Origin of the sequence: Paraburkholderia panacisoli, assembly GCF_008369935.1 — a bacterium.
Classification (GTDB): Bacteria; Pseudomonadota; Gammaproteobacteria; order Burkholderiales; family Burkholderiaceae; genus Paraburkholderia; species Paraburkholderia panacisoli.
Map to the genome: position 1 here is coordinate 1 of NZ_VTUZ01000027.1, position 23,220 is coordinate 23,220.

At 62.6% G+C, this 23,220-nt stretch carries 24 protein-coding genes and 1 pseudogene; 11 read left to right on the top strand and 14 right to left on the bottom strand.

Annotated elements, in window-relative coordinates; translation table 11 throughout:
- Positions 1–291: 291 nt before the first annotated feature.
- From FVF58_RS31570 to FVF58_RS31580, 3 genes and pseudogenes are all read left to right on the top strand, one after another.
- A pseudogene (locus FVF58_RS31570) lies at positions 292–1,160 on the top strand (LuxR C-terminal-related transcriptional regulator).
- 118 nt (positions 1,161–1,278) lie between these two features.
- Positions 1,279–1,953, top strand: coding sequence for an energy-coupling factor ABC transporter permease (locus FVF58_RS31575; protein WP_149673697.1), 675 nt, complete (start codon positions 1,279–1,281; stop codon positions 1,951–1,953).
- Positions 1,954–2,119: 166 nt separating this feature from the next.
- Positions 2,120–2,776 carry a BspC domain-containing protein gene (locus FVF58_RS31580; RefSeq protein ID WP_149673698.1) on the top strand — a complete coding sequence of 219 codons (657 nt, stop codon included), beginning with the start codon at positions 2,120–2,122 and terminating at the stop codon, positions 2,774–2,776.
- Between the two features lie 120 nt (positions 2,777–2,896).
- Here the strand turns inward: FVF58_RS31580 and FVF58_RS31585 are convergent, their stop codons facing one another.
- Positions 2,897–4,051, bottom strand: a complete 1,155-nt coding sequence (locus FVF58_RS31585; protein WP_149673699.1) for a M14 family metallopeptidase — start codon at positions 4,049–4,051, stop codon at positions 2,897–2,899.
- Positions 4,052–4,086: 35 nt separating this feature from the next.
- Positions 4,087–4,869, bottom strand: a complete 783-nt coding sequence (gene yaaA, locus FVF58_RS31590) for a peroxide stress protein YaaA (RefSeq protein WP_149673700.1) — start codon at positions 4,867–4,869, stop codon at positions 4,087–4,089.
- A 57-nt stretch (positions 4,870–4,926) separates the two neighbouring features.
- Here yaaA and FVF58_RS31595 point away from each other — a divergent pair, with 57 nt between their 5' ends.
- Positions 4,927–5,424: a putative toxin-antitoxin system toxin component, PIN family gene (locus FVF58_RS31595; RefSeq protein WP_149673701.1), complete on the top strand. Its 498-nt coding sequence runs from the start codon at positions 4,927–4,929 to the stop codon at positions 5,422–5,424.
- Between the two features lie 153 nt (positions 5,425–5,577).
- Positions 5,578–6,750, top strand: coding sequence for a pyridoxal phosphate-dependent aminotransferase (locus FVF58_RS31600; RefSeq protein WP_149673702.1), 1,173 nt, complete (start codon positions 5,578–5,580; stop codon positions 6,748–6,750).
- A gap of 106 nt (positions 6,751–6,856) precedes the next feature.
- Here the strand turns inward: FVF58_RS31600 and FVF58_RS31605 are convergent, their stop codons facing one another.
- Positions 6,857–7,504: a glutathione S-transferase family protein gene (locus FVF58_RS31605; protein ID WP_149673703.1), complete on the bottom strand. Its 648-nt coding sequence runs from the start codon at positions 7,502–7,504 to the stop codon at positions 6,857–6,859.
- A 126-nt stretch (positions 7,505–7,630) separates the two neighbouring features.
- Here FVF58_RS31605 and FVF58_RS31610 point away from each other — a divergent pair, with 126 nt between their 5' ends.
- The 6 genes from FVF58_RS31610 (at position 7,631) to FVF58_RS31635 (ending at position 14,048) form a co-directional block, all read left to right on the top strand.
- Positions 7,631–9,199 (top strand): 3-hydroxyacyl-CoA dehydrogenase, encoded by a 1,569-nt coding sequence (locus FVF58_RS31610; protein ID WP_149673704.1) that lies wholly within the window; start codon positions 7,631–7,633, stop codon positions 9,197–9,199.
- Positions 9,196–9,984 (top strand): oxepin-CoA hydrolase, alternative type, encoded by a 789-nt coding sequence (locus tag FVF58_RS31615; protein WP_149673705.1) that lies wholly within the window; start codon positions 9,196–9,198, stop codon positions 9,982–9,984. The genes FVF58_RS31610 and FVF58_RS31615 overlap by 4 nt, the downstream gene beginning before the upstream one ends.
- Positions 9,985–10,017: 33 nt before the next feature.
- Positions 10,018–10,734, top strand: coding sequence for a histidine phosphatase family protein (locus FVF58_RS31620; protein WP_149673706.1), 717 nt, complete (start codon positions 10,018–10,020; stop codon positions 10,732–10,734).
- Positions 10,735–10,754: 20 nt separating this feature from the next.
- On the top strand, positions 10,755–11,861 hold the full coding sequence (locus FVF58_RS31625; RefSeq protein WP_149673707.1) for a phosphotransferase: 1,107 nt from the start codon (positions 10,755–10,757) through the stop codon (positions 11,859–11,861).
- Positions 11,862–11,945: 84 nt separating this feature from the next.
- The gene (locus FVF58_RS31630) at positions 11,946–13,205 is read left to right on the top strand and encodes an acyl-CoA dehydrogenase family protein (RefSeq protein ID WP_149673708.1); all 1,260 of its coding nucleotides are present in this window, start codon (positions 11,946–11,948) and stop codon (positions 13,203–13,205) included.
- 141 nt (positions 13,206–13,346) lie between these two features.
- Positions 13,347–14,048, top strand: a complete 702-nt coding sequence (locus tag FVF58_RS31635) for a glutathione binding-like protein (protein ID WP_149673709.1) — start codon at positions 13,347–13,349, stop codon at positions 14,046–14,048.
- A gap of 128 nt (positions 14,049–14,176) precedes the next feature.
- On the opposite strand, the gene FVF58_RS31640 is transcribed toward FVF58_RS31635, so the two are convergent.
- From FVF58_RS31640 to FVF58_RS31690, 11 genes are all read right to left on the bottom strand, one after another.
- Positions 14,177–14,653 carry a MaoC family dehydratase gene (locus tag FVF58_RS31640; RefSeq protein WP_149673710.1) on the bottom strand — a complete coding sequence of 159 codons (477 nt, stop codon included), beginning with the start codon at positions 14,651–14,653 and terminating at the stop codon, positions 14,177–14,179.
- Positions 14,650–15,108 (bottom strand): MaoC family dehydratase, encoded by a 459-nt coding sequence (locus tag FVF58_RS31645; RefSeq protein WP_149673711.1) that lies wholly within the window; start codon positions 15,106–15,108, stop codon positions 14,650–14,652. The genes FVF58_RS31640 and FVF58_RS31645 overlap by 4 nt, the downstream gene beginning before the upstream one ends.
- Before the next feature lie 35 nt (positions 15,109–15,143).
- Positions 15,144–16,271 carry an acyl-CoA dehydrogenase family protein gene (locus FVF58_RS31650; RefSeq protein ID WP_149673712.1) on the bottom strand — a complete coding sequence of 376 codons (1,128 nt, stop codon included), beginning with the start codon at positions 16,269–16,271 and terminating at the stop codon, positions 15,144–15,146.
- A 10-nt stretch (positions 16,272–16,281) separates the two neighbouring features.
- Positions 16,282–17,478 (bottom strand): acyl-CoA dehydrogenase family protein, encoded by a 1,197-nt coding sequence (locus tag FVF58_RS31655; RefSeq protein ID WP_149673713.1) that lies wholly within the window; start codon positions 17,476–17,478, stop codon positions 16,282–16,284.
- Between the two features lie 48 nt (positions 17,479–17,526).
- Entirely contained in the window at positions 17,527–17,952 is a 426-nt protein-coding gene (locus FVF58_RS31660; RefSeq protein ID WP_149673714.1) for a DUF1178 family protein, read from the bottom strand.
- Positions 17,953–18,148: 196 nt separating this feature from the next.
- Positions 18,149–18,673: a helix-turn-helix transcriptional regulator gene (locus FVF58_RS31665; protein WP_149673715.1), complete on the bottom strand. Its 525-nt coding sequence runs from the start codon at positions 18,671–18,673 to the stop codon at positions 18,149–18,151.
- A gap of 51 nt (positions 18,674–18,724) precedes the next feature.
- Positions 18,725–18,970 (bottom strand): hypothetical protein, encoded by a 246-nt coding sequence (locus tag FVF58_RS53155; RefSeq protein WP_149673716.1) that lies wholly within the window; start codon positions 18,968–18,970, stop codon positions 18,725–18,727.
- A 317-nt stretch (positions 18,971–19,287) separates the two neighbouring features.
- Positions 19,288–19,881, bottom strand: a complete 594-nt coding sequence (locus tag FVF58_RS31675; protein ID WP_149673717.1) for an NUDIX domain-containing protein — start codon at positions 19,879–19,881, stop codon at positions 19,288–19,290.
- Between the two features lie 43 nt (positions 19,882–19,924).
- On the bottom strand, positions 19,925–20,221 hold the full coding sequence (locus tag FVF58_RS31680) for a DUF2818 family protein (RefSeq protein WP_149673718.1): 297 nt from the start codon (positions 20,219–20,221) through the stop codon (positions 19,925–19,927).
- Positions 20,221–21,693: an NADH-quinone oxidoreductase subunit NuoN gene (gene nuoN, locus FVF58_RS31685; protein WP_149673719.1), complete on the bottom strand. Its 1,473-nt coding sequence runs from the start codon at positions 21,691–21,693 to the stop codon at positions 20,221–20,223. The genes FVF58_RS31680 and nuoN overlap by 1 nt, the downstream gene beginning before the upstream one ends.
- Before the next feature lie 25 nt (positions 21,694–21,718).
- Positions 21,719–23,209 (bottom strand): NADH-quinone oxidoreductase subunit M, encoded by a 1,491-nt coding sequence (locus FVF58_RS31690; protein ID WP_149673720.1) that lies wholly within the window; start codon positions 23,207–23,209, stop codon positions 21,719–21,721.
- Positions 23,210–23,220: the final 11 nt, after the last annotated feature.

A 23,220-nucleotide genomic window follows, 5' to 3' on the forward strand; every position in this document is an offset into this window, starting at 1 on the left:
TCAGGTAGGTAAGGTGGGCTGAGAGCATCGCGCCGAAAAGTTAACATCCCGGCGCGCCGTTTACAACTTCTTCCTGCTCCGCAAATGAAAATGCCGTTCAGTTCTTAACTGAACGGCATTACCCGCTAAGCGGGGCTTTTGCTTGTTGGCTCATCCTTCCTATGCCTTTTGGACAGGCCGTCAAATCGAAGGGAATTTGTCATCATAGGACGGCGACGAATCGCAAGACATCCTGCTCATATGCCGGATAGATGCGTCGCGCCACTTCGCCCGAATCATCTGGAGACATGCATGCGATTCTCGATACTCAACTCAAACGCGGAACGACGTGACGGACTCAAGGCAACTGCTGAGACAAATCGACCGGTTGGCACGCTTCACCGAAGCGCAGGACTGGCGGCAAATCGAACGCACGTTCAAGCGTCACCGGCCCGACCTGCTCGTGGTCGACTGGCAGGACTGGATGACTGTCGCGGATGCGCGCGAGCTACTCAGCTACTTCCCCGATCTGCGCGTCGCGGTACTGACCGACAACATGTCGCCGGCCACCGTGCGAGCGCTGATGGACGAAGGCGTGCTCGGCGTCATACCGCGCGAAACCGATCCGAGCCTGATCATACGTGCGTTGGAAATGGTGCTGCTGGGCGGTCACTACGTGCCACCCGGAGCACTGGCGCTCGATCCCCCGCTGCCGCCGGACACCGCCATCCGCATATTCGACGCGAAGAGCCCACCGCCCCGCCGCACCAGGCTTTCCAGCGGATTGTCGCCTCGTCAGGAGCAGATCATGCGCTGCGTTCACATGGGCAGCACCAACAAGATGATCGCGCGCACGCTCGGCATTAGCGAGGGCACGGTCAAGATCCACCTGACCAGCATATTTCAGCAGCTAGGTGCACCCAATCGCGCCGCCGCGGTCGCGCTCTACAACGGCTGGGACCAATCATTTGCAGGTGCTGCGAAACGGCGAGGGCACGGCGCGTCCCGTGATGGGGCAAGCCGGTGTCGTGCCTTTGCGACGCCACAAGCTGCGGCGCTTCCAGTATCCGTTGCCCGCCGACGACACGAGCGCCCCGCTGCCGATGGCAGCCGAGCCCAGCACGCCCTATGGCGACGCGCCGCCCGCCAAGCCGACGACGAAGCCGGGTACACAAGGTTAAACAGGGTATCCATCGCCGCGCGAGCGAACGCCTCGACACGCACTCTCAGGCGGCGTTTGCGTCGGCTGGCATGGAATCCGCTCACACCTTTTCTCGTCCAACGAGTAATATGAGATACATGGGTTTCCTCTACACACCGCTTCCGTTCTGGATCGCTGTCGGTGGCTGGATCGTCACCGCGATGGTGGTCGCGCTCGCGCTGTGGAAAAACCCTTTCAAACGTCTTCAAGACGGCACCCTGCAGCATGTCTGGCTTGCGATCATCGTCGCAGTGTCGGTGCTGTGGGCGAGCAATGCGTGGCTCGACGACGGCACCGTGATGCACCTGCTCGGCGCCACGCTCATCGTGACGCTATTCGACTGGGCGCTGGCACTGGTCGCAATGGCCGTGATCACGGGGCTTGCCGCGGTCGTCTTCGACGCCCCGTGGCAGGGCATCGCGCTGACTTTCCTCGTATACGGCGCGTTGCCTGTCGGCATCTCGACGCTGCTTCAGCGCATCAGCATTGCGTGGCTGCCGCGCAACCTTTTCATGTTCATCTTCGGCCAGGGTTTTGTCTCGCCCGCCATCGCGGTATCGCTCACCGCCGCCGGCGCGCTCGGCATCCACGTCGCGCTTGCCGATGGCTCGATGACCGTGGTGCCCGTCGGCTACGCTTTCAGCGTGCTTCTACTCGCCACCGGCGAAGCCTGGTTTACAGGCATGTCGACGGCCTTGATCGCGGTCTACCGTCCGGCATGGGTCACCACGTATGATGTGCGCAGATATCGTCTGGGCGGCCCCCGCACCTGACTCCCGCGAGCTTCCGACGCGTCTGCTCACCGGCTAGCCGCATAAGCGTGCACGCCCTTTCAAGCCCGCGCCCCGGAACAGGAAAAATATTTATGCGAGGATTGAACTACCCCCTCCCGGCGGGCATCTTACTTGCCTCTCGTCTTATCAGCGTCTAAAGAACTAGATGGATCGCACCAACATGCCGCGCCGATTGCTGCGGTTAGTCGGCCGGTTAGCAACCGTTGCAGCGGGACTCTCGCTCATCTGCGCCGCTCCCGCATTCGCCGCTCAACTTGAACAGCACAACGATCTCGTCAACAAATTCGTCAATGACCTGCATGCAGATCCGCTAGTCGCGGACTGCGCGGCTCATGGCGACTTTGTCGCAAGCACTTCGACTGTCTTCGATCACGTCGAATTTCCACCCAGCTCTTTCGACAGCGCGCACGCGTCGGTCACACCCTGGAACGATTCGTTCGACGAGGGCAAACAGCGCGTCAAGGTAGACAACATCGTCACGGTCGAAGGGCTTGGCATCCGTCAGAGCGGAGAAGGCGATCCTGCTGCGCTGAAATTCCGCTGCGGCTATGTGGGCGCTCAGATGCTGGCGTTCAGTTGGAACGATCCGGTGCCGCCGTCTCGCGCGAGTAGTAGCGGATCCGCGGGATCGGGAGCCGCGCCGGGAAAGCACAAGAGCACAAAAGGCAAGCACTCCACGAGCGACAAAACCACAAAGAAAGCAATCTCGAAGCCGTCCAAGTCGAACTCGGGCAAATCGTCGAAGGCGACATCGACCAAAACGGCCACGAAGAAAACTTCGGTGAAGAAGAAAGCGCACTGACGGGCACAGCCCAGGCCGCATCGCTGCCACACACGCCAGCGATGCCGCCCGCCACCATGAAAACGAGGCGCACACGTCACCGTGTGCGCCTCGTTTTTTGTCCCACGCTCCTGGCCCGCTTCAGGCAAATGTCTCGACGTGGTGCAGGATCGCCTGCAGCATCGCAGCGCCGAGCGACGCGCTGCGCTCGCCGTTCCAGCCCACCCGTTCGTCGGGCAGATTGGCGTTGTCCTTGAACGGCATCTCCAACGTCAGCGACAGGCAACCGAATTCGTTGCCGATGTACTTCGACGCGAGCTTCAACGCATCCTCACGATACTTGCTCGCGGCATAGCCGTACTTGTCCTGAAAGTCGGGACTCGCCTGCTTGAATGCTTCGATGAACGCTTTCTGCTCCTGTGCCTGCCGCTCGGTGAAACCCGGCAGCATTTCGGAGCCGGCCACGAACACGTAGGGCAGCACCTCGTCGCCGTGGATATCGAAGAACAGGTCGCAACCCGTCGCGTGAATCGCATCGCGCACCACCTGCACTTCTGGACTGCGTGCGGCGTCCGGCTCCATCCATTCGCGATTCAGGTTCGCGCCAACCGCGTTGGTGCGGAGATTGCCATGCACGCTGCCGTCCGGATTCATGTTCGGCACGATGTAAAACACCGCATGATCGTAGAGCTTGCGCGCGACCGGGTCGCCCGCCCAATCGCCCCAACCCGCGAGGCGCTTCACGAGCCCCTCGATAAACCACTCGGCCATCGTCTCACCCGGATGCTGGCGCGCGATCAGCCAGATCTTCTTTTTGGGCGTGTCTGCGGTTTGCGGCGTGCCAAGCGTGAGCAGCGACATGGGCCGGCCTTCGACGCTCCTGCCCAGTTCGGTAAGCGTGGCCTGCGGCATCTGCTGCACGGCGCCGAGAAACTCCGAATGACGCTCCTCGCTATATGGCTCGAAATACGCGTAGTAAATGCGGTCGAAATCCGGCGTGTGGTCGATGGTGAGCACACGGCCATCATACGAAGTCGGCACGCGGAACCAGTTCACCCGGTCATAGCTCGCCACCGCCTGATAGTCGCGCCAGCCTTCGGCGAACGCGCACGCGGCGGCATTTTCGAAAGTCATCACACAGCGCGTGCCCGCCGCGCCCGACACGCGGAAATAAAACCACTGCGCGAACTCGGCGTGGCTGTCCGGCCGCACGCGCAGACGGATATTGCCGGCGTCCTCACAGGACAGCACTTCAATCGCGCCCGCGTCGAAATTGCTTGTAATCGATAACGTCATGATGTTCTTCCCTGCTTCGGTGCGCGGCGAAACGCTTATTCAGCGACGCGGCGGCGGAATACGTAAGTGGAATCGTTCGAAGCCTCGGCGACGAACGCATAGCCTTCGGCGTCGAAGTCCTTCAACTGCTCGGGGCGCTCGACGCGGTTTTCCACTGCGTAGCGCGCCATCAGACCGCGCGCGCGCTTTGCATGAAAGCTGATGATCTTGTAGCGGCCGCCCTTCCAGTCCTCGAACACGGGTGTAACGACGGCTGCGTCGAGCAGCTTCGGCTTGACCGACTTGAAGTACTCCCCCGACGCGCAATTCACCAGCACGCGCGACGCCGCGGCGTTCCGGTTCAGTTGCGCGTTCAACGCCTGGGTGATGCGCTCGCCCCAGAACGCGTACAGATCCTTGCCGCGCGGATTGGCCAGACGCGTGCCCATTTCGAGGCGGTACGGTTGCAGCAGATCGAGCGGACGCAGCAGGCCGTAGAGGCCGGACAGTACCCGCACGTGATTCTGCGCATAGTCGAGATCGGCCGGCGACAACGTCTTCGCGTTGAGGCCCTCATACACGTCGCCATTGAAGGCGAGCACCGCCTGCTTGGCGTTGTGCGTGCCGAATTGCGGCGACCATTCGGCGTAACGTTGAAAATTGAGGTGCGCGAGCTGATCGGAAATATCCATCAGCGACGCGATCTGCTGCGGCGACAAACGGCGCAATCCGCCGATCAGTTCGGCAGCGTCGTCGACGAAATCGGGGATCGTGTGCTTGTCGACGTGCGGCGGGGTTTCGTAGTCGAGCGATTTCGCCGGCGACAGAACGATTATCATAGAGGCTTGCAGGCACGCCGTGCCTGGCGGTCAAAGACGAAAGCCAGATTGTAACGAATGCCCGGTTCCCATGCCTCACACGGCGCATTGCGCGTCGTCCTCGATTCCAATGTCTGGATCGATATTCTCGTGTTCGACGACACGCACACGCGGCCGATCGCAGCCGCGCTCGAAAGCGGCGCGCTGGCCGCGCTGATCGACGCGCGCTGCCTCGCCGAACTCGCCTATGTGCTCGACTATCCGCAATTCGTGCATCGAAACGTGGACAAGGCCGCCGCGCTCGCGGTCGTCGCGCGGCTCGCGCAAGTGGTCGATCCTGCCGCGCCCACGGAAGACGCGCGGCCCTTGCCCAAATGCAAAGACCGCGACGACCAGAAGTTTCTCGAACTTGCGCATGCCGCGCAGGCCGACTGGCTGGTTTCGAAAGATCGCGCGGTGTTGAAGCTCGCGAGGCGGATCGCGCGCGACTTCGGGTTCCAGATCGCACAGCCGGCGCCGTTCGTCGCCGCGCTCAGCGCTTCGTTGAGCGCCGCCGGCGAACCCGCGCCAGCGTGAGCGCGGCGGCATGCGCAACCCAGACCGAACGGCCAACGTGGGAACCATGGCGCGCACGCGGCGCCGCGATTCCCTACAATCAGGCTTCGTCCCTGGCTCACGACGCCACTCGCCTATTTCGCCAACTCACTCGCCCACGCTCCGGACAGCGCCATGAATGCACCGCACGACACGCCCACGAGTCCCTCGTTTCCTTCTCGCCTGCCGAATGTCGGCACGACGATTTTCACCGTAATGAGCGCACTTGCCGCCGAAAAAGGCGCGGTGAATCTGGGCCAGGGCTTTCCCGACTTCGGCTGTGATCCGCGCATTGTCGACGCGGTCGCGAACGCGATGCGCGACGGCCACAACCAGTACCCGCCGATGGCCGGCGCCGCGCCGCTGCGCGAGGCGATCTCGGACAAGATTGCGAACCTGTACGGCCGCCGCTACGACGCGACCACCGAGATCACCGTGACGGCGGGCGCCACGCAGGCCTTGCTGACCGCGATTCTCTGCACCGTTCATCCGGGTGACGAAGTAGTCGTGGTCGAGCCGACCTACGACAGCTATCTGCCGTCGATCGAACTGGCCGGCGGCACGCCGGTCTTCGTCACGCTCGACGCGCCCGACTATGCGATCCCGTTCGACAAACTCGCCGCCGCGATCACGCCGAAAACGCGGCTCCTGCTGATCAACACGCCGCACAATCCGACCGGCACGGTCTGGCGCGCGGAAGACATGCGCAAGCTCGAAGAGATCGTGCGCGGCACCAACGTGCTGATCCTCTCCGACGAGGTCTACGAACACATGGTCTACGACGGCGCGCCGCACGAGAGCGTCGCCCGCTACCCGGAACTGGCACAGCGCAGCTTCGTGGTGTCGAGCTTCGGCAAGACCTATCACGTGACGGGGTGGAAGGTCGGCTACGTGGCGGCTCCCGCCGCGCTCACCGCCGAGTTCCGCAAGGTGCACCAGTTCAACGTGTTCACGGTCAATACGCCGATGCAGATCGGTCTGGCCGAATACATGAGAGATCCGGCGCCGTATCTCGACCTGCCGGCGTTCTATCAGAAGAAGCGTGACTTCTTCCGCGCGGGCCTCGCGAAGTCGCGCTTCAAGTTGCTGCCGTGCACAGGCACGTATTTTCAGTGCGTCGACTATTCGGCGATCAGCGATTTGCCCGAAGCCGAGTTTGCCCAATGGCTGACCGGCGAAATCGGCGTCGCTGCCATCCCGGTCTCCGCGTTCTATCGCGAGGCGCACGAATCGGGCGTGGTGCGCTTCTGCTTTGCCAAGCAGGAGAACACCCTCGCCACCGCGCTCGAACGGCTGACGCGGCTCTAGGATGCCCTGCGCGATGCTGCGAACGAACCCATGTTCCTCGCTAGCGCGCGCAGCGGCCGATGGGTGCGTGGCACACGTTGGCCTGTCTCAGCGGCAGCGCCCCCCATCAAGCCGGGCGCGTCGCCGCGATATACGCCTTGCGGTCCTCGGTCACACGCTGCGCGGCCGGCCGCGCATTGATCGTCTTCACATAGCGCTTCCAGTCGAGGCCCGCGTCGAGCAGAAAATCGCGGCCGTAGATGGTCTGCGTCGCCATGCCCACCAGCGGCAGGCTCACATACCCAGCGGTATCCGCCACGCTGAAACGCTCGCCGCACAGATGCGGCCCGAGCTTCGCGATCCGCCTGAAACCGGCGATGTGATGCGCGAGCAGTTTCTCGACACGTCCTTTAGTCGCATCGCTCACAGTCCCGCCGAAAAACGCTTCCTTGTAGAGATTGCGCGCGGTCAGTTCGAGATGCACGTCGACGAACATGATCATCTCGCGCTCTTTGGCCGCCTCCCATGGGTCAGCGGAGAAAATCTGCTTGTCGGGAAAGCGCGCGGCCAGATACTCGACGATGCATTGCGATTCGCACAGATCGCCCTCCTCGGTCTGCAGATAAGGCACCTTGCCGAGCGGGGAATGCTCGAGCATGGCCTCGTCCTGGCTGGGCAGCACGGACACCTCTTCGAATGCAATGCCGTGTTCGAGAAGCACGAACTTCACTTTGTTGTAGTAGTTAGAGAGCGCGAAACCGCACAGCCTGATCATCCGGTGTCTCCTTCCTTCGAGTGGTATGAGACCGCGCAACACAGTCGCAGCAGCGGCCGTCGAACAATCATCCAGTAAATTGCACGATCGTGCTATTCTAAAATAACCATGGAGTCGAGCATCACAATGAACTCTCGCAATTTCAATATCGAGACCATCGGCATTGTCGGAACCGGTGCAATGGGTCGCGGCATTGCGCAGATCGCCGCGCTGGCGGGCCTGAAGGTGCGTCTGTACGACACCAACGCCGCTGCCGTCGGCGCTGCGCGCGATTACCTCGCCGAGACTTTCGCCAAACTGACGTCCAAAGGCAAGCTCGACGAGGCCCGCTCCCTTGCGGCGCTCGCCAACGTCAGCGGCGCGCAAGCGCTCGGCGAACTGGCCGGCTGCGATCTGGTCATCGAGGCGATCGTCGAAAAGCTCGACGTGAAGCAGGCGCTCTTTCGCGAACTCGAAACCGTGGTGAGTGGCCGTTGCGTGCTGGCGTCCAACACGTCGTCACTGTCGATCACCGCGATCGCCGCCGGCTGCACCGATCCGTCACGCGTGGTCGGCTATCACTTCTTCAATCCCGTACCGTTGATGAAAGTCGTCGAGGTAATCGACGGACTGCGCAGCGACCCGGCCGCGGGCGACGCGCTGATGGACCTCGCGCGCCGCATGGGCCATACGCCAGTGCGCGCGAAGGATATGCCCGGCTTCATCGTGAATCACGCGGGACGCGGCATGAACACCGAGGGCCTGCGCGTGGCGGGCGAAGGCGTGGCGAGCTTTGCGGACATCGATCGCATCATGCGCGAGCAGGCGGGCTTTCGCCTCGGGCCGTTCGAGCTGCTGGACCTGACGGCGCTGGACGTCTCGCATCCGGTGATGGAGTCGATCTATCATCAGTTCTACGAAGAGCCGCGCTTCACGCCGTCGCCGATCACCGGCACGCGGCTCGCGGGCGGACTGATCGGCCGCAAGACAGGCGAAGGCTTTTACCGCTACGTCGACGGCAAGCAGCAGGTGGCGGCCGAAGCGCCCGCGCCCACCGAACTGCCGAAAAGCGTCTGGGTCAGCGCGCGTTATCCGCAAGCCCATGACGCTGTCGTGGAACTCATCAACAAAGCCGGCGTGAAGCTCGATGACGGCGCCGCGCCCGCAGCGGACTCGCTGATCGTCGTGACGCCGTTCGGCCATGACGCGACCACAGCGGCGGTCGACGAAGCGCTCGATGCGAGCCGCGTCGTCGCCATCGACGCGCTCTTCCCGCTCGTCGGCGCGCAACGCCGCACGCTGATGACCACGCCGGCCACCACGCGCGCCGCACGCGACGCCGCGCATGCACTGTTCGCCGCCGACGGCGTGCCCGTCACCGTGATCCGCGACTCGACCGGCTTCGTCGCGCAACGCGTGGTGGCGACGATCGTCAACATCGGCTGCGACATCGCGCAAAAGCAGATCGCCACGCCGGACGACATCGATCTCGCCGTGACGCTCGGCCTCGGTTATCCGCGCGGCCCGCTCGCCCTCGGCGACGCGCTCGGCGCAAAAACCATCCTCGCGATTCTGCGCAACATGTTCAGCGTGCTCGGCGACCCGCGCTACCGTCCGTCGCCCTGGCTCGCGCGGCGCGCGCAACTCGGCCTGCCGCTGACCCAGCGCGACGCCGCGGACCTTCAATCGGACACACACACGGAGACCCACGCATGAGCGCCGAACTGCTGACCTCGCGACCGACCGAAAGCGAATCGACACTGATCCTCACGCTGTCGAACCCCGGCGCACGCAACGCGCTGCATCCGGACATGTATGCGGCCGGGATCGAAGCGCTCGACTCGGTGGAGCGCGATCCGTCGATCCGCGCCGTCGTGATCACCGGCGCCGACAACTTTTTTTGCGCGGGCGGCAATCTGAACCGCCTGCTCGAAAACCGCGCGAAAGATCCAGCCGTGCAAGCGGAAAGCATCGATCTGCTCGGCCAATGGATTTCGGCGCTGCGCCTGTCGTCGAAGCCGGTGATCGCCGCGGTCGATGGCGCCGCCGCGGGCGCGGGATTCTCGCTCGCGCTCGCGTGCGACCTGATCGTGGCCGCGGACGACGCCAAATTCGTGATGTCGTATGCACGCGTGGGCCTGACGCCCGACGGCGGCGGCTCGTGGTTCCTCGCTCAGGCGCTGCCGCGCCAGCTGGCCACCGAAGTGCTGATCGAAGGCAAGCCGATCGGCGCCGCGCGTCTGCACGAACTGGGCGTCGTCAACAAACTGACCAAGGCCGGCACCGCACGCGACACCGCTGTTGCCTGGGCCGACGAACTCGGCAAGATCTCGCCCAATTCGGTCGCCCGCATCAAAGGGTTGATCGGTGCTGCCGGCACGCAACCGCTGGCTGACCATCTGATCGCCGAGCGCGACAGCTTCGTCGCGTCGCTGCATCACCGCGACGGTCTCGAGGGGATTTCCGCGTTCCTCGAAAAACGCGCTCCGGTCTACAAATAAACCGCGCGTAAACCAGGAGTGAACCCAGCCACCATGCCCGACTACCAACTGCCCAAACGCCGCCGCATTTTCCTGATGCGTCACGGCGACGTCACCTACTTCGACGACTCCGGCCGCACGATCGACCCCGAGACCGTGCCCCTGAACGCGAACGGCCGCGAACAGGCGAGTGCGGCGGGCCGCGTGTTCGCCGAACAGCAGGTGCGGTTCGACCGCGTGATCGTCAGCGGTTTGCCGCGTACGGTTGAAACCGCGCAGCGGGTGCTGGCCGAAACCGGCCAGCACATCGAACTCGAGATCGAGCCCGCGTGGCAGGAGATTCGCGGCGGCAAGCTCGGCAGCATTCCGCAGCAGGATATCGAGGCGGCTTTTCTCGGCGTGTTCGACGGCATCGTGCCGGAAAGCACGCGCTTTCTCGACGGCGAAACCATCGGCGCATTGTTCGATCGCGTGCTGCCGGCGGTCGTGGCGCTACGCGAGGACAGTTCATGGGACACCGTGCTGCTGGTCCTGCATGGCGGCGTGAACCGCGCCATCCTGTCGCATGCGATCACCGCGGGCGGGCGCACGTTCTTCGGCCATCTGTCGCAGGCCACCGGCTGCATCAACGCGCTCGACGTCGGCGCCGCGCCGCGCGACTGGGTGCTGCGCACGCTCAACTATTCACCACCGTCGCCGCTGCATCGCGACGTGCGCAACACCACGATGGAAATGCTCTACGCACAATTCATTCAATACAAGCGTCGCTGAACCCGAACTGGAGGAGACACATGGTGAAAGCCACACAGACCGGCGAACCCGAGCACAAGCCGGATTATTCGTCCTTCGAGGGCACACGCCCGGTCAACGAGCGGCAGCGCTTCGACAGTGACGCGCTCGCCGCGTGGCTGACCCAGCATGTCGACGGGTTTTCCGGACCGCTCACGCTGGAGCAATTCGCCGGCGGCCAGTCCAATCCCACCTTCAAACTGGTCACGCCGTCGCGCTCGTACGTGATGCGCGCGAAGCCCGGCCCCGCCGCGAAACTGCTGCCGTCCGCGCACGCCGTCGAACGTGAATACCGCGTGATGCGCGCGCTGGCCGACACCGAAGTACCGGTCGCGCAAATGCTTGCGCTGTGCGAGGACGAAAGCGTGATCGGCCGTGCGTTCTACGTGATGGAGTTCGTCGAAGGCCGCGTGTTGTGGGACCAGTCGCTGCCCGGCATGACGCCCGCCGAACGCGCGGCGATCTACGATGAAATGAACCGGGTGATCGCGGCGTTGCACAGCGTCGACGTAGAAGCCGCGGATCTCGCCGACTACGGCAAGCCTGGCAATTACTTCGCGCGCCAGATCGGCCGCTGGAGCAAGCAGTACCTTGCGTCCGAGACCGAACCGATCGACGCGATGCAGCGCCTGATCGAATGGCTGCCGCAGCATATGCCGGCCGAAACGGGCGCGCGCGCATCGGTCGTGCATGGCGACTACCGGCTCGACAATCTGATCTTCCATCCGCACGAACCGCGCGTGCTCGCGGTGCTCGACTGGGAGTTGTCCACACTTGGCGATCCGCTCGCCGACTTCGCCTATCACTGCATGGCATGGCATGTCGATCCGGCGCAATTCCGCGGCATCGCGGGTCTGGATTGGGCCACGCTCGGCATTCCCGATGAAGCCCAATACGTCGAACGTTATTGCAAGCGGACCGGCTTCGAGATTCACGGCGACTGGAATTTCTACCTGGCGTACAACATGTTCCGCATCGCCGCGATCCTGCAAGGGATCATGAAGCGCGTCGTCGACGGCACCGCGGCCAGCGCGCAGGCGCTCGATGCCGGGCGTCGCGCGAAGCCGATGGCCGAGCTTGCATGGCGCTACGCGCAGAAAGTGCGTTAGCCGGGTTTGCGAGCCGAGCTACGCGCCCCAGGCTACGCGCCCCGATCCAACATCATCCGCTGTCCGTTACCCGCGAGGTCTCAGATGAATTTCGATTACACCCCGAAGGTTCAGGCATTGCGCGAAAAGCTGCTCGCTTTCTTCGACGAGCACATTTATCCGAACGAGCAGGTGTTCTATGCGGAGATTGCCCGCAATCGCCAGAACGGCAATGCATGGCTGCCGACCGAGCTGATCGAACAACTCAAACAGAAGGCGCGCGACGCCGGCTTGTGGAACCTGTTCCTGCCCGAATCGACGCGCGGCGCCGGGCTGACGAATCTCGAATACGCGCCGCTGTGCGAGATCATGGGCCGCGTGCCCTGGGCGCCGGAAGTATTCAACTGCAACGCGCCCGATACCGGCAACATGGAGACGATCGAGCGCTACGGCAGCGAAGACAACAAGCGCGAGTGGCTCGAACCGCTGCTGCAAGGGCAGATCCGGTCGGCGTTTCTGATGACCGAGCCGGAAGTGGCGTCGTCCGATGCGACCAATATCCAGACCAGCATCGTGCGCGATGGCGACTACTACGTGATCAACGGCCACAAGTGGTGGTCATCCGGCGCGGGCGATCCGCGCTGCAAGGTCTACATCGTGATGGGCAAGACCGATCCCGACGCGCCGCGCCACCAGCAGCAGTCGATGATCCTCGTTCCTGCCGACGCCGCCGGCATCACCGTGCACCGCCCGCTCACCGTGTTCGGCTACGACGATGCGCCGCACGGCCACATGGATATCACGCTCGACAACGTGCGCGTGCCCGCCACCAACCTGCTGCTCGGCGAAGGCCGCGGCTTCGAAATCGCCCAGGGCCGGCTCGGGCCGGGACGCATCCATCACTGCATGCGTTTGATCGGACTCGCCGAGCGCGCGCTCGAACTGATGGCGAAACGCTCGCTGCAACGCGTCGCATTCGGCAAGCCGGTTGCGGCGCAAGGCGTCACCCAGGAGCGCCTCGCCGAGGCCCGCTGCATGATCGAACAGGCGCGCCTTCTGACGCTGAAAACCGCGTACATGATGGACACCGTCGGCAACAAGGGCGCGCGCGGCGAGATCGCGATGATCAAGGTGGTCGCGCCGAACATGGCGTGCCAGGTGATCGACTGGGCGATCCAGGCGCATGGCGGCGGCGGCGTCAGCGACGACTTCCCGCTCGCGTATGCGTACGCATCGGCAAGAACGTTGCGCTTCGCCGACGGCCCCGACGAAGTACACCGCAACGCCATTGCCAAGCTCGAACTCGCGCGTCATATGGATGCGGGCGCGTCCGCTCGCGCGGAGATGCCGGTCACGCGGGTCTGAGCCTGTCTGTGTGCGCGGGTTGGTTGCAGACGGCGCGAGCCGCCTGCCGCATCCCAAGCAGCATCGTGCGATCTATGCTCTAATTTTCGTCAATGTCGGCGCCCTGTTTTGCGGCGCCGCTTTCACGAACAAGGAGCCAGAATGATCGATGTCTATAGCTGGGCGACCCCGAACGGCCACAAGGTTCACATCATGCTAGAAGAGACGGGCCTACCGTACAACGTGCACGCTGTGAACATCGGCGCAGGAGACCAGTTCACACCCGAATTTCTCGCGATCAGCCCGAACAACAAGATCCCGGCGATCGTCGATTCCGAGGGTCCGAAAAGCGCCGACGGCAAATCGTTCGCACTGTTCGAGTCCGGCGCGATCCTGATTTATCTCGCCGAGAAAACCGGCAAGTTTCTGCCGTCCGATCCGGGCGCGCGCTATACGGTGCTGCAATGGCTGATGTTCCAGATGGGCGGCCTGGGTCCGATGCTTGGGCAAACGCACCACTTCCGCATCTATGCGCCCGAGAAGCTCGACTATGCGATCAATCGCTACACGAACGAAACGCGGCGCCTGTATGGCGTAATGGACACGCAACTCGGCAAGACGCAGTACCTCGCGGGCAACGACTATACGATCGCGGACATCGCCGCCTTTCCGTGGACACGCTCATGGCAAAACCAGGGCGTCGAACTCGATGCGTTTCCAAACGTGAAACGCTGGCACGAAGAGATTGCGGCGCGGCCGGCGGTGGTGCGCGGCGTCGAAGTGCTGGCGTCCGCCCGTGTACCGCTGATGGACGACAAGGCGAAAGAAGTGCTGTTCGGCGCGACGCAATACGCGAAGCATTAGTTTTTGCGGCGACGCACCGGCGTTGGCAGTTGCCTCCGCTGGCCGCCTACACCACGGCAGCAATAAGAAAGCGCGAACGGCATGAATGCCGTTCGCGCTTTTTCTTGCGACATGTCCGCGCCGCAGCGTTAAAAGTAATGCCGCGTGATGAACTCCGCGACGCACACCGGACGGTCACTGCCCTGCTTCTCCAACGTCACGGTCCACTCCACCTGCACGCCCGCGTTGTCGATGTCGCCGACGGATTCCACTGCGAATTTCCCACGCAGCTGCGAACCGACCAGCACCGGTGATGTGAACCGCACGCGGTTCAGTCCGTAGTTGACGCCCATGCGTTGTTCGAGCGCTAGCGTCTTGCCCAGCAAAGCAGGGATCAACGACAGCGTGAGAAAACCATGCGCGACCGGACCACCGAATGGCGACTCGCGCCTTGCCCGCTCCGGGTCGACATGAATCCATTGGTGATCGCCGGTGGCCTCGGCGAAACGGTCGACCTTGGTCTGATCGACCGTCAACCACTCACTGTGCAACGGCTCGGCACCGACCAGCGCACGCAAGGCCGCCGCATTGCGGAAGGCAGCGACAGGCGCCGCGCTGGCCGTCATGATAAGGCTCGCGGATTGGACAGCCCGAACATGCCCTTCGAGCGCACCGTGATCACTGTTTCGCCATGCTGATTGATTCCCTCCCAACACGTCGACACGATGCCGCGATCCGGTTTGCTCTCCGAAACGCGCTTGTCGACCACGACGTTCATCATCGTAATCGTGTCGCCGACGCGCACCGGCTTCAGCCAGCGAATCTCGTCGATGCCGGGCGAGCCCATCGACGTCGAGTCCGCGAGCACGTTGCGCACCAGCATGCCCATCATCACCGAACAGGTATGCCAGCCGCTTGCCACCAGGCCGCGAAACGGCGACTCGGCCGCCGCGGCTTCGTCCAGATGAAACGGCTGCGGATCGAACTTCTGCGCGAATTCGACGATCTCCTCACGCGTGAACGTGTGTTTGCCGACTTCGATGGTCGTACCGACCACCATGTCCTCGAAACTGACTCTCATGGTCGCACCTCCTTTTTATCCGGTTGAGCGGGCGATCAGGCTTCGGCGGTCGCGAAGCCGGGCAACGCGGCAAACCGCGCGAGATGGTGATCGACATCGCCCAGCGTGGTTTCGATGATGGCGAGGCGCTTGAACAGATGCGCCGCGGCCACTTCGTTCGTGACGCCCATACCGCCATGCAGCTGAACCGCCTGCTGCCCGACGAAGCGCGCGGCCTGACCGACCCGGACCTTGGCTGCCGAGACCGCGCGGCGACGCTCGTCGGCGTCTTCGCTGCTGTAGCGCATGGCGGCCAGATAGGTGATCGAACGCGCCTGCTCAGCGTGAATCAGCATTTCGACCATTCGATGCTGCAACGCCTGAAAGCGTGCGATCGGCTGGCCGAATTGCTGTCGCGTCTTGGTGTAGTCGACAGTCGCGATATTCAGCGCGTCGAGCGCGCCGATCGCCTCTGCGCACAGCAGCAAGGTGCCGTAGTCCGCGATATGTTCGAGCGCCGCCGCGCCCGCATGTTTGCCGGCGAGCCGGCGCGCGGGAGTGCTGTTGAACACGAGCGTGGCGGCGCGTTGACCGTCGATCGTGCGGTAGTCCGTGATCTCGACGCCGGCCGCGTCGCGCGCGACGACAAAGAGCGCGATCTCGCCGTTCAACCGGGCCGGCACGATCCACGCGTGCGCTTGCGCGCCATGCAGCACGACCGATTTCGTGCCGCTCAATGTCTGCTGTTCGCCCTCCGCGCTCGCGGTCGTGGCGACTTCAAACAGGTCGTAGCGCGCGTGCGGCTCGTGAAATGCGACGGCCAGCATGATCTCGCCCTGCGCGGCGCGTTCAAGCAATGACGCGTCTTCGCCCTCGCCGGCGCCTGCCAGGCGCAGCGCCTCGATGCCGACCGCGGTCGCCCAATAGGGTTCGACGACCAGTGCGCGGCCGAGCTCCTGCATGACCACCAGCATATCGATGGGGCCGCCGTTGAATCCGCCTTGCGCTTCGGGCACGGGCAATGCAGTCAAGCCCAGTTCCGTCAAGGCGGCCCACTGTGTGTCCGACACACCGGCCTCCGAGCGCACGATCGCCTGACGTGCTTCGAAGCCGTAGCTCTTGTCCAGATAGCGGCGCAGCGCGTCGGCGAATTGCTGCTGTTCGTCGTTGAAAGTGAAGTCCATGCGCAGCTCCTCAAAGTCCGAGAATCATCTGAGCGATGATGTTCTTTTGAATTTCGTTCGAGCCGCCGTAAATCGACGTCTTGCGGAAGTTGAAGTAGTACGCGGCCAGCGGCGCGGCATCGTCGTCGCCGGCCACGCTATGCTCGCGTTCGCCTTCGAGGAACTGCGGGTCGAATGGCGCGGCAAGCGGCCCGATTGCCTCGAACATCAGCTCCGTGAGCGCCTGTTGCACTTCCGTGCCTTTGATTTTCAGCATCGACGCTTCCGGTCCCGGTCCACGCCCGCCTGCCTCATTAGCGACCACGCGTTGCACGGTGACTTCGAGCGCCATCAGCTCGATCTCGAGGCTCGCGACTTTCGCGGCGAAAACCGGATCTTGCAGCAACGGTTTGCCGTTCTTCTTCTGATCCAGCGCAACGCGCTTCAGGAATACGAGTTCGCGCTTCGACTGCCCGACGCGCGCAATGCCCGTACGCTCGTGGCCGAGCAGATACTTCGCATAAGTCCAGCCGCGATTCTCCTCACCAACCAGGTTTTCGACCGGCACCCTCACGTCTTCGAAGAACACCTCGTTGACTTCGTGCTCCTCGTCGAGCGTGATGATGGGGCGCACGGTGATGCCCGGCGTTTTCATGTCGATCAGCAGGAAGGAGATGCCCTCCTGCTTCTTGGCGCCACTGTCGGTGCGCACGAGGCAGAACATCATGTCTGCGTATTGGCCCAGTGTGGTCCAGGTTTTCTGACCGTTGACCAGATAATGGTCATCGACGCGCTCGGCGCGGGTACGCAGCGACGCCAGATCGGAACCGGAGCCCGGCTCGGAATAGCCTTGGCACCACCAGTCGGTGCCGTCGAGAATACGTGGCAAATAATGGCGCTTCTGTGCCTCATTGCCGTATTTCATTAGCACGGGCGCCACCATCGAAACACCGAATGGCAGCACGGACGGCGCGCCGATACGCGCGCACTCTTCTTCCCAGATGTGCCGTTGGGTCGCGTCCCAGCCCGGGCCGCCGTATTCTCGCGGCCACGCGATTGCCGACCAGCCGCGCGTGCCGAGCAGCTTGTGCCAGCTTGCGAAGTCTTCGCGGGAAAGACGCTTGTGATTGAGCACCTTGTCGCTCAGCTCGCGAGTCAGATTCGCTTCGAGCCAGGCGCGGATGTCGGCGCGGAACGCGTCGTCAGCGGGGGAATAGTCCAGATTCATGCGTCGTGTCTCCTGGCCGCGACCACCCGCCGCCAGAGAGCCACTGCGCTATTGCAGCGGTTCCTTCAGAGCAGCCGGGACCGGTAGCGGCATCACTTCGATGCCTTCTTCGACCAAGGCACGCGCATCTTCAGGTGTCGTAACACCGCGAATATTGCGTGCGGGCGCTTCGTTGTAGTGAATGCGCCGCGCTTCCTCGGCGAAGCGGTCGCCCACGTTCTCGGTCTTTTCCAGTACCTCTCGCAGAGCGCGCATGACACGCGCCTGCATTTCACCTGCGCCCGCCGGCTGCTTCGTCTCGGTCGCGCCCGATAGATTCAGGCGCGGTGCCGACGGCAAACGGCTCACTTCGTTCGCACCGCAGATCGGACATTCGACGAGCTTGCGGGACTGCTGCGATTCAAAGTCATCAGCCGAAGCGAACCAGCCTTCGAACCGATGGCCATGCGGACACTGTAAATCGAGGACCTTCATGTGGAATCAGGGCTTGCGTGCCAGTTTAGCGCAAAATCAAATTTTGTGAACGGTCGTTCGCAAAATTTCACGGACGCCGCACCAACGCCGGACATTGTTGCCAAATCGAACGTGGTGCGCGATTTTACCGCTTTGCGCCGAGAGCTGCCGATCACATCGAGCCCGCTGCCTCTGCGCATGAGCCGCCGTCGGGTTGCTATGCGACCAGACTCGCGAGTTGGCGGTTGAACCGCGGCTCGAGTTCACGCACTTCCTTGGCAAGATTGATCTGCTTCGCCGATTTCGCGACATCCGCCACGTCTGCCTTGATGTCGTACCCGCCGCGCTCGGTTAGCCAGTCGAGAATGTCCGACAGATGCCAAACCGATGCACTGCCCTCGTGGACCGGCGCAGGGAAGTCGATTGCGTGACTCAGCATCAGCTTGCGCATGTTCTGCCGCGACACGCCGGCAACCTCGGCAACGTCGGTGAGACCGACGAAATCCGGCCCCGCCTCGACCAGCCGCGCGGAGGGCACCGCTCGTTTGACGTCTTTGAGTGCGCTGACCAGCGCCTCGAACGCGGACGCAGCTTCGCGAGAAAAGAGCAGCGCGATGCGGCCTGGCTGCCCCACGCCCACGGTTGCGTCGTCGCAGCCTGCTTCGCCCAGACGCTCGACGATCTCGTCGACATCGCAATCGTGCGCTGCCAGCCGGTACTTCAAGGTGAACACATATTCCATACGTTACTCCTGCCTTGATCCAACCTAACCTTTCGGCATTAAATCAATCTGCTACCGGCCAGCAGTGCAGTTGTCGACGATGCGCCGCAAGTGCCTTGCGTGGTTGCCCGGATTTTTCGGCGTACTCCAGACGCTCGATATGCAGAACTCTCCGCAACGACATTCCGCGTCTTTGTAAGGACAGTAAATCTTGCCCCAGGCGTGGCCTTTCCCGCCGCTCTGAACGCGCCAGCCGTTTTTCTCCGCATAGGCCAACGCGGCCTCGATTTCCTTTTTAGAGTGGCTTCCTCTGACCATCGACACCCTCCCAATTTAGCGGGTGGAGTCATGGTTGTCAAGTGACAACCATGACTCCACCCGAAATCAAATCCATCTCATATCGTTCGTTATCCAAAACAAAGATAATGGCAAACGCCACAATCAGAGATTCATACTAGCGTTATGAGGGTCGCCGCGCGAGACGGCCGGATGGTATAGGAAGAAGACACAGTTTTTCAGCCATTGCGCCGCATACTCGCTCGAAATCGCGTCCAACAATGACAAAGCCCCTTCCGGTCATAGACCGACAGGGGCTTCCTTTTCGCAGATTCAAAGCGGCCGCGCGCCGCAGCGCGTTATTCCGGCGCCGCGGTCGGCCACGCGCCCGACAACACCTTCTCCAGCCAGAACGTGCCGATGATCGTCTTCACATCGGTGATCTTGCCGGTGCGCACCCACTCGGACACCTCCGCCACAGTCGCCGTGAAGAGTTCGAGAAACTCGCCGTCGTCGAGCTTGCGCTCGCCCGCCGTCAGACCGCGCGCGATGTAGATATCAATGAATTCGGTGGAATAGGAAATAATCGGATGAACGCGCGTCAAATACACGTATTCACGCGCCGTATAGCCGGTTTCCTCGCGCAGTTCACGGATTGCGCAGGACAGCGCGCTCTCGTTCGGGTCGAGCTTGCCGGCCGGATATTCGACCATCACCTTGCCCATTGGATAGCGGTACTGGCTCTCCAGCAGCACGCGGCCGTCGTCGAACAACGGAATCACCATCACGGCGCCCGGATGCTGCACGTATTCGCGAGTCGCCTGCTTGCCGTCCGGCAAGCGCACGGTATCGCACTTGACCGTCAGAAACGGACCTTGATGGACCGTCTTGCTGTCGACACAGGTCTCGGTAAGCGCAGCGTCGTGATCGGGAAGATCGGGAAGTTCAGCCATATGCGGACCTCAGGACAGCCTGGTGCGCGACGGCGAGACGCCGTCAGCGGCGTTTGACGAGATATTGGAAGGTAAAGCCGGGAAATGCGAGCACGACGAACAGTGCGAACGTAATCGCGTAGAACTGCCAACCCTGTTCGAAGCGGTTCCCCGCTCGCGCTTCGAGCAGAAAACCGAGCGCGCCGACCACGAAATACAGCACGATCAATTCGGCTATGCGGATCCACGCACTCTTCTTCGCCGCTTTTAACGGCACGGCGGCAAAGAGGCGCTGATTCAGGAAAGGGAGGTTGGCGCCGACCAGCGCCAACAACACGATAAACCAGCCTGCTGCCGACATCAGAGCAGCAGCGTGTGCTGGATAGCCTGCAGGCAAGCCTTCAACAGCGGATCCGGCACGATACCGAGCACCAGCACGGCAACACCGTTGAGCGCGAGCAAAGCGCGCGTGCTGGTGTCGGCCATGATGGGCGACTTGTCTTGCGGCTCGTCAAAATACATCAGCTTGACGATACGCAGGTAGTAGAACGCGCCGAACAGCGACGTGATCACGGCCAGCACCGTGAGCCATGTCAGACCGGCATTCATGGTCGCCTGCAGCACCGCGAGCTTCGCGTAGAAGCCCACCGCGGGCGGAATGCCGGCGAGCGAGAACATCATGATCATCATCACGAACGCGAACACCGGGCTGCGTTGATTCAGGCCCTTGAAGTCCTCGAGCGTGTCCGCTTCGAAATCGCGACGGGCCAGCAGCATGATGACGCCGAAGGTGCCGAGCGTCGTAATCAGATAGACGATGCTGTAGAACATCGCCGAACCGTACGCGTTGGCGGCGCCCACAGTCTTCTGGTCGACCACGCCGGCCAGCAGTCCGAGCAGCACGAAGCCCATGTTCGAGATCGCCGAATACGCGAGCATGCGCTTGACGTTACGCTGCACGATACCGGTGATGTTGCCGACGATCAGCGACAGCGCCGCCAGAATCACCAGCATTTGTTGCCATTCGACCGCGAGCGGCAGCAGACCCATCACGAGGAAGCGCAGACCCCACGCGAATGCCGCGACCTTCGGGCCGCCGCCGACGATCAGCGTCATCGCCGTCGGAGCACCCTGGTACACGTCGGGCACCCACATGTGGAACGGCACCGCGCCCATCTTGAACGCCACGCCGGCCACGATGAAGATCACACCGAACAGCAGCACGCTCGGATCGTAGTGGCTCGTGCCGATTGCCTTGAACACTTCGTTCAGGTCGAGCGAGCCGGTCGCGCCGTACAGCATCGAGATGCCGTACAGCAGGAACCCGGAAGCCAGCGCGCCGAGCACGTAGTACTTCATCGCGGCTTCGTTCGACTGCGCCACTTCGCGACGCAGCGCGATCACGGCGTACAGCGACAGCGACATCAGTTCCAGACCGAGATACAGCGTCAGGAAGTTGTTGCCCGAGATCATCACGAGCTGGCCGAGCAGCGAGAACATGCCCAACAGGAAGAAATCGCCGCGGAACAAACCGCGATCTTCGAGGTAGCGGCGCGAATAAACGATCGACACGGCGTAGCCGAGCGACACCACCGCCTTCATCACGTTGGCGAACGGGTCCACCACGTACATGTGGCCGAAGAAGTAGCGCACTTGCGGGTCGAACGCGTTCATCGCAAACCAGATGCCGGCGACCAGCGTCGAGAAGAATGCGATGAAATACGTGGTACGGCGACCGTCCTGGCCGACGAACGTGTCGTTGAGCCACGCGACGACAACGGCGAACATCACCAGTGCGTCGGGCAACAGAGCAGTCATAGGGGCGTTTTGCATGGTCTTTAAATTCCTCCGCTCGGCGTTACTGAGGCAACGGCAGCTTCGACTGCGCAACGTGGGAGAGGAGGTTTTCCACGGATACGTGCATCACATCGGTAAAGGGCTTCGGATACAGGCCCATGAACAGCGTCAGTGCGGCGAGCACTGCCAGCATGAAAAACTCGCGACGGTTGATGTCGAGCAGGCCCTTCACGTGATCGTTGGCGACCGCGCCGAAGTACACCCGCTTGTACATCCACAGCGTGTAGGCCGCGCCGAGAATCAGCGTGACTGCCGCACCGCCCGCGATCCAGAAGTTGTACTGGACGGAAGCCAGAATCACCATGAACTCGCCGACGAAACCGGAGGTGCCCGGCAAGCCGCAATTGGCCATCGCGAACAGCATTACGAATGCCGCGAACTTCGGCATCACGTTGACGACGCCGCCGTAATCGGCGATCTGACGCGAGTGCATGCGGTCGTACAGCACGCCGATGGTCAGGAACATCGCGCCCGACACGAAACCGTGCGAAATCATCTGCACGATCGCGCCTTCCGCACCGAGCTGGTTGAAGATGAAGAAGCCAAGCGTGACGAAGCCCATGTGTGCGATCGACGAATACGCGACCAGCTTCTTCATGTCGGCCTGCACCATCGCGACCAGACCGATGTAGATCACCGCGATCAGCGACAGCGTGATGACGACGGGCGCGAGGAAGTGGCTTGCGTCAGGCGTGATCGGCAACGAGAACCGCAAGAAACCGTATGCGCCCAGCTTCAGCATGATCGCGGCCAGCACGACCGACCCGCCGGTCGGCGCTTCCACGTGGGCGTCAGGCAACCACGTGTGCACCGGCCACATCGGCACCTTCACCGCGAAGGCCAGGAAGAACGCTATGAACAGCAGCACCTGTGGCGTCATCGCGATCTGCGCGTGCTGCCACGTGGCGAGGTCGAACGTGCCGGTTTCCACGTACAGGTACAGCAACGCGACCAGCATCAGCAGGGAGCCCGCCAGCGTGTACAGGAAGAACTTGAATGCCGCGTACACGCGGTTCGCCCCACCCCACACGCCGATGATGATGTACATCGGGATCAGCGTCGCTTCGAAGAACACGTAGAACAGCATGCCGTCGGCTGCGCTGAACACGCCGACCATGATGCCCGACAGGATCAGGAACGCCGCAAGGTACTGCGCGACGTTCTTCGTGATCACTTCCCACGCGGAGATCACGACGATCACCGTGATCAATGCGGTCAGCACCACGAACCACATCGAGATGCCGTCGACACCCAGATGATAGGTAATGTGGAAGCGTTCGATCCAGGTCGCCTGTTCGACAAACTGCAGATCGGCGGTGCTCGAATCGAAACTGGTGATCAGCGGGATCGTCACGAGGAAACTGACGACCGAGCCGATCAGCGCGATCCAGCGCGCAGGTGCCGGGTTCCGGTCGGAACCGATAGCCAGGACCAGGAGACCGACGAGGATCGGTAACCAGATCGCGATGCTGAGAATCGGATAAGCGTGCATTAGTGTCCCTC

Bases quoted from the DNA above. Each gene is read 5' to 3' on its own strand.
- FVF58_RS31610 (WP_149673704.1), top strand. From the start codon at position 7,631: ATGAACTCTCGCAATTTCAATATCGAGACCATCGGCATTGTCGGAACC.
- FVF58_RS31595 (WP_149673701.1), top strand. From the start codon at position 4,927: ATGCCCGGTTCCCATGCCTCACACGGCGCATTGCGCGTCGTCCTCGAT.
- FVF58_RS31580 (WP_149673698.1), top strand. From the start codon at position 2,120: ATGGATCGCACCAACATGCCGCGCCGATTGCTGCGGTTAGTCGGCCGG.
- FVF58_RS31640 (WP_149673710.1), bottom strand. From the start codon at position 14,653: ATGACGGCCAGCGCGGCGCCTGTCGCTGCCTTCCGCAATGCGGCGGCC.
- FVF58_RS31680 (WP_149673718.1), bottom strand. From the start codon at position 20,221: ATGTCGGCAGCAGGCTGGTTTATCGTGTTGTTGGCGCTGGTCGGCGCC.
- FVF58_RS31585 (WP_149673699.1), bottom strand. From the start codon at position 4,051: ATGACGTTATCGATTACAAGCAATTTCGACGCGGGCGCGATTGAAGTG.
- FVF58_RS31615 (WP_149673705.1), top strand. From the start codon at position 9,196: ATGAGCGCCGAACTGCTGACCTCGCGACCGACCGAAAGCGAATCGACA.
- FVF58_RS31690 (WP_149673720.1), bottom strand. From the start codon at position 23,209: ATGCACGCTTATCCGATTCTCAGCATCGCGATCTGGTTACCGATCCTC.
- FVF58_RS31630 (WP_149673708.1), top strand. From the start codon at position 11,946: ATGAATTTCGATTACACCCCGAAGGTTCAGGCATTGCGCGAAAAGCTG.
- FVF58_RS31625 (WP_149673707.1), top strand. From the start codon at position 10,755: ATGGTGAAAGCCACACAGACCGGCGAACCCGAGCACAAGCCGGATTAT.
- FVF58_RS53155 (WP_149673716.1), bottom strand. From the start codon at position 18,970: ATGGTCAGAGGAAGCCACTCTAAAAAGGAAATCGAGGCCGCGTTGGCC.
- yaaA (WP_149673700.1), bottom strand. From the start codon at position 4,869: ATGATAATCGTTCTGTCGCCGGCGAAATCGCTCGACTACGAAACCCCG.
- FVF58_RS31605 (WP_149673703.1), bottom strand. From the start codon at position 7,504: ATGATCAGGCTGTGCGGTTTCGCGCTCTCTAACTACTACAACAAAGTG.
- FVF58_RS31655 (WP_149673713.1), bottom strand. From the start codon at position 17,478: ATGAATCTGGACTATTCCCCCGCTGACGACGCGTTCCGCGCCGACATC.
- FVF58_RS31575 (WP_149673697.1), top strand. From the start codon at position 1,279: ATGGGTTTCCTCTACACACCGCTTCCGTTCTGGATCGCTGTCGGTGGC.
- FVF58_RS31675 (WP_149673717.1), bottom strand. From the start codon at position 19,881: ATGGCTGAACTTCCCGATCTTCCCGATCACGACGCTGCGCTTACCGAG.
- FVF58_RS31620 (WP_149673706.1), top strand. From the start codon at position 10,018: ATGCCCGACTACCAACTGCCCAAACGCCGCCGCATTTTCCTGATGCGT.
- FVF58_RS31665 (WP_149673715.1), bottom strand. From the start codon at position 18,673: ATGGAATATGTGTTCACCTTGAAGTACCGGCTGGCAGCGCACGATTGC.
- FVF58_RS31660 (WP_149673714.1), bottom strand. From the start codon at position 17,952: ATGAAGGTCCTCGATTTACAGTGTCCGCATGGCCATCGGTTCGAAGGC.
- FVF58_RS31600 (WP_149673702.1), top strand. From the start codon at position 5,578: ATGAATGCACCGCACGACACGCCCACGAGTCCCTCGTTTCCTTCTCGC.
- FVF58_RS31650 (WP_149673712.1), bottom strand. From the start codon at position 16,271: ATGGACTTCACTTTCAACGACGAACAGCAGCAATTCGCCGACGCGCTG.
- FVF58_RS31645 (WP_149673711.1), bottom strand. From the start codon at position 15,108: ATGAGAGTCAGTTTCGAGGACATGGTGGTCGGTACGACCATCGAAGTC.
- nuoN (WP_149673719.1), bottom strand. From the start codon at position 21,693: ATGCAAAACGCCCCTATGACTGCTCTGTTGCCCGACGCACTGGTGATG.
- FVF58_RS31635 (WP_149673709.1), top strand. From the start codon at position 13,347: ATGATCGATGTCTATAGCTGGGCGACCCCGAACGGCCACAAGGTTCAC.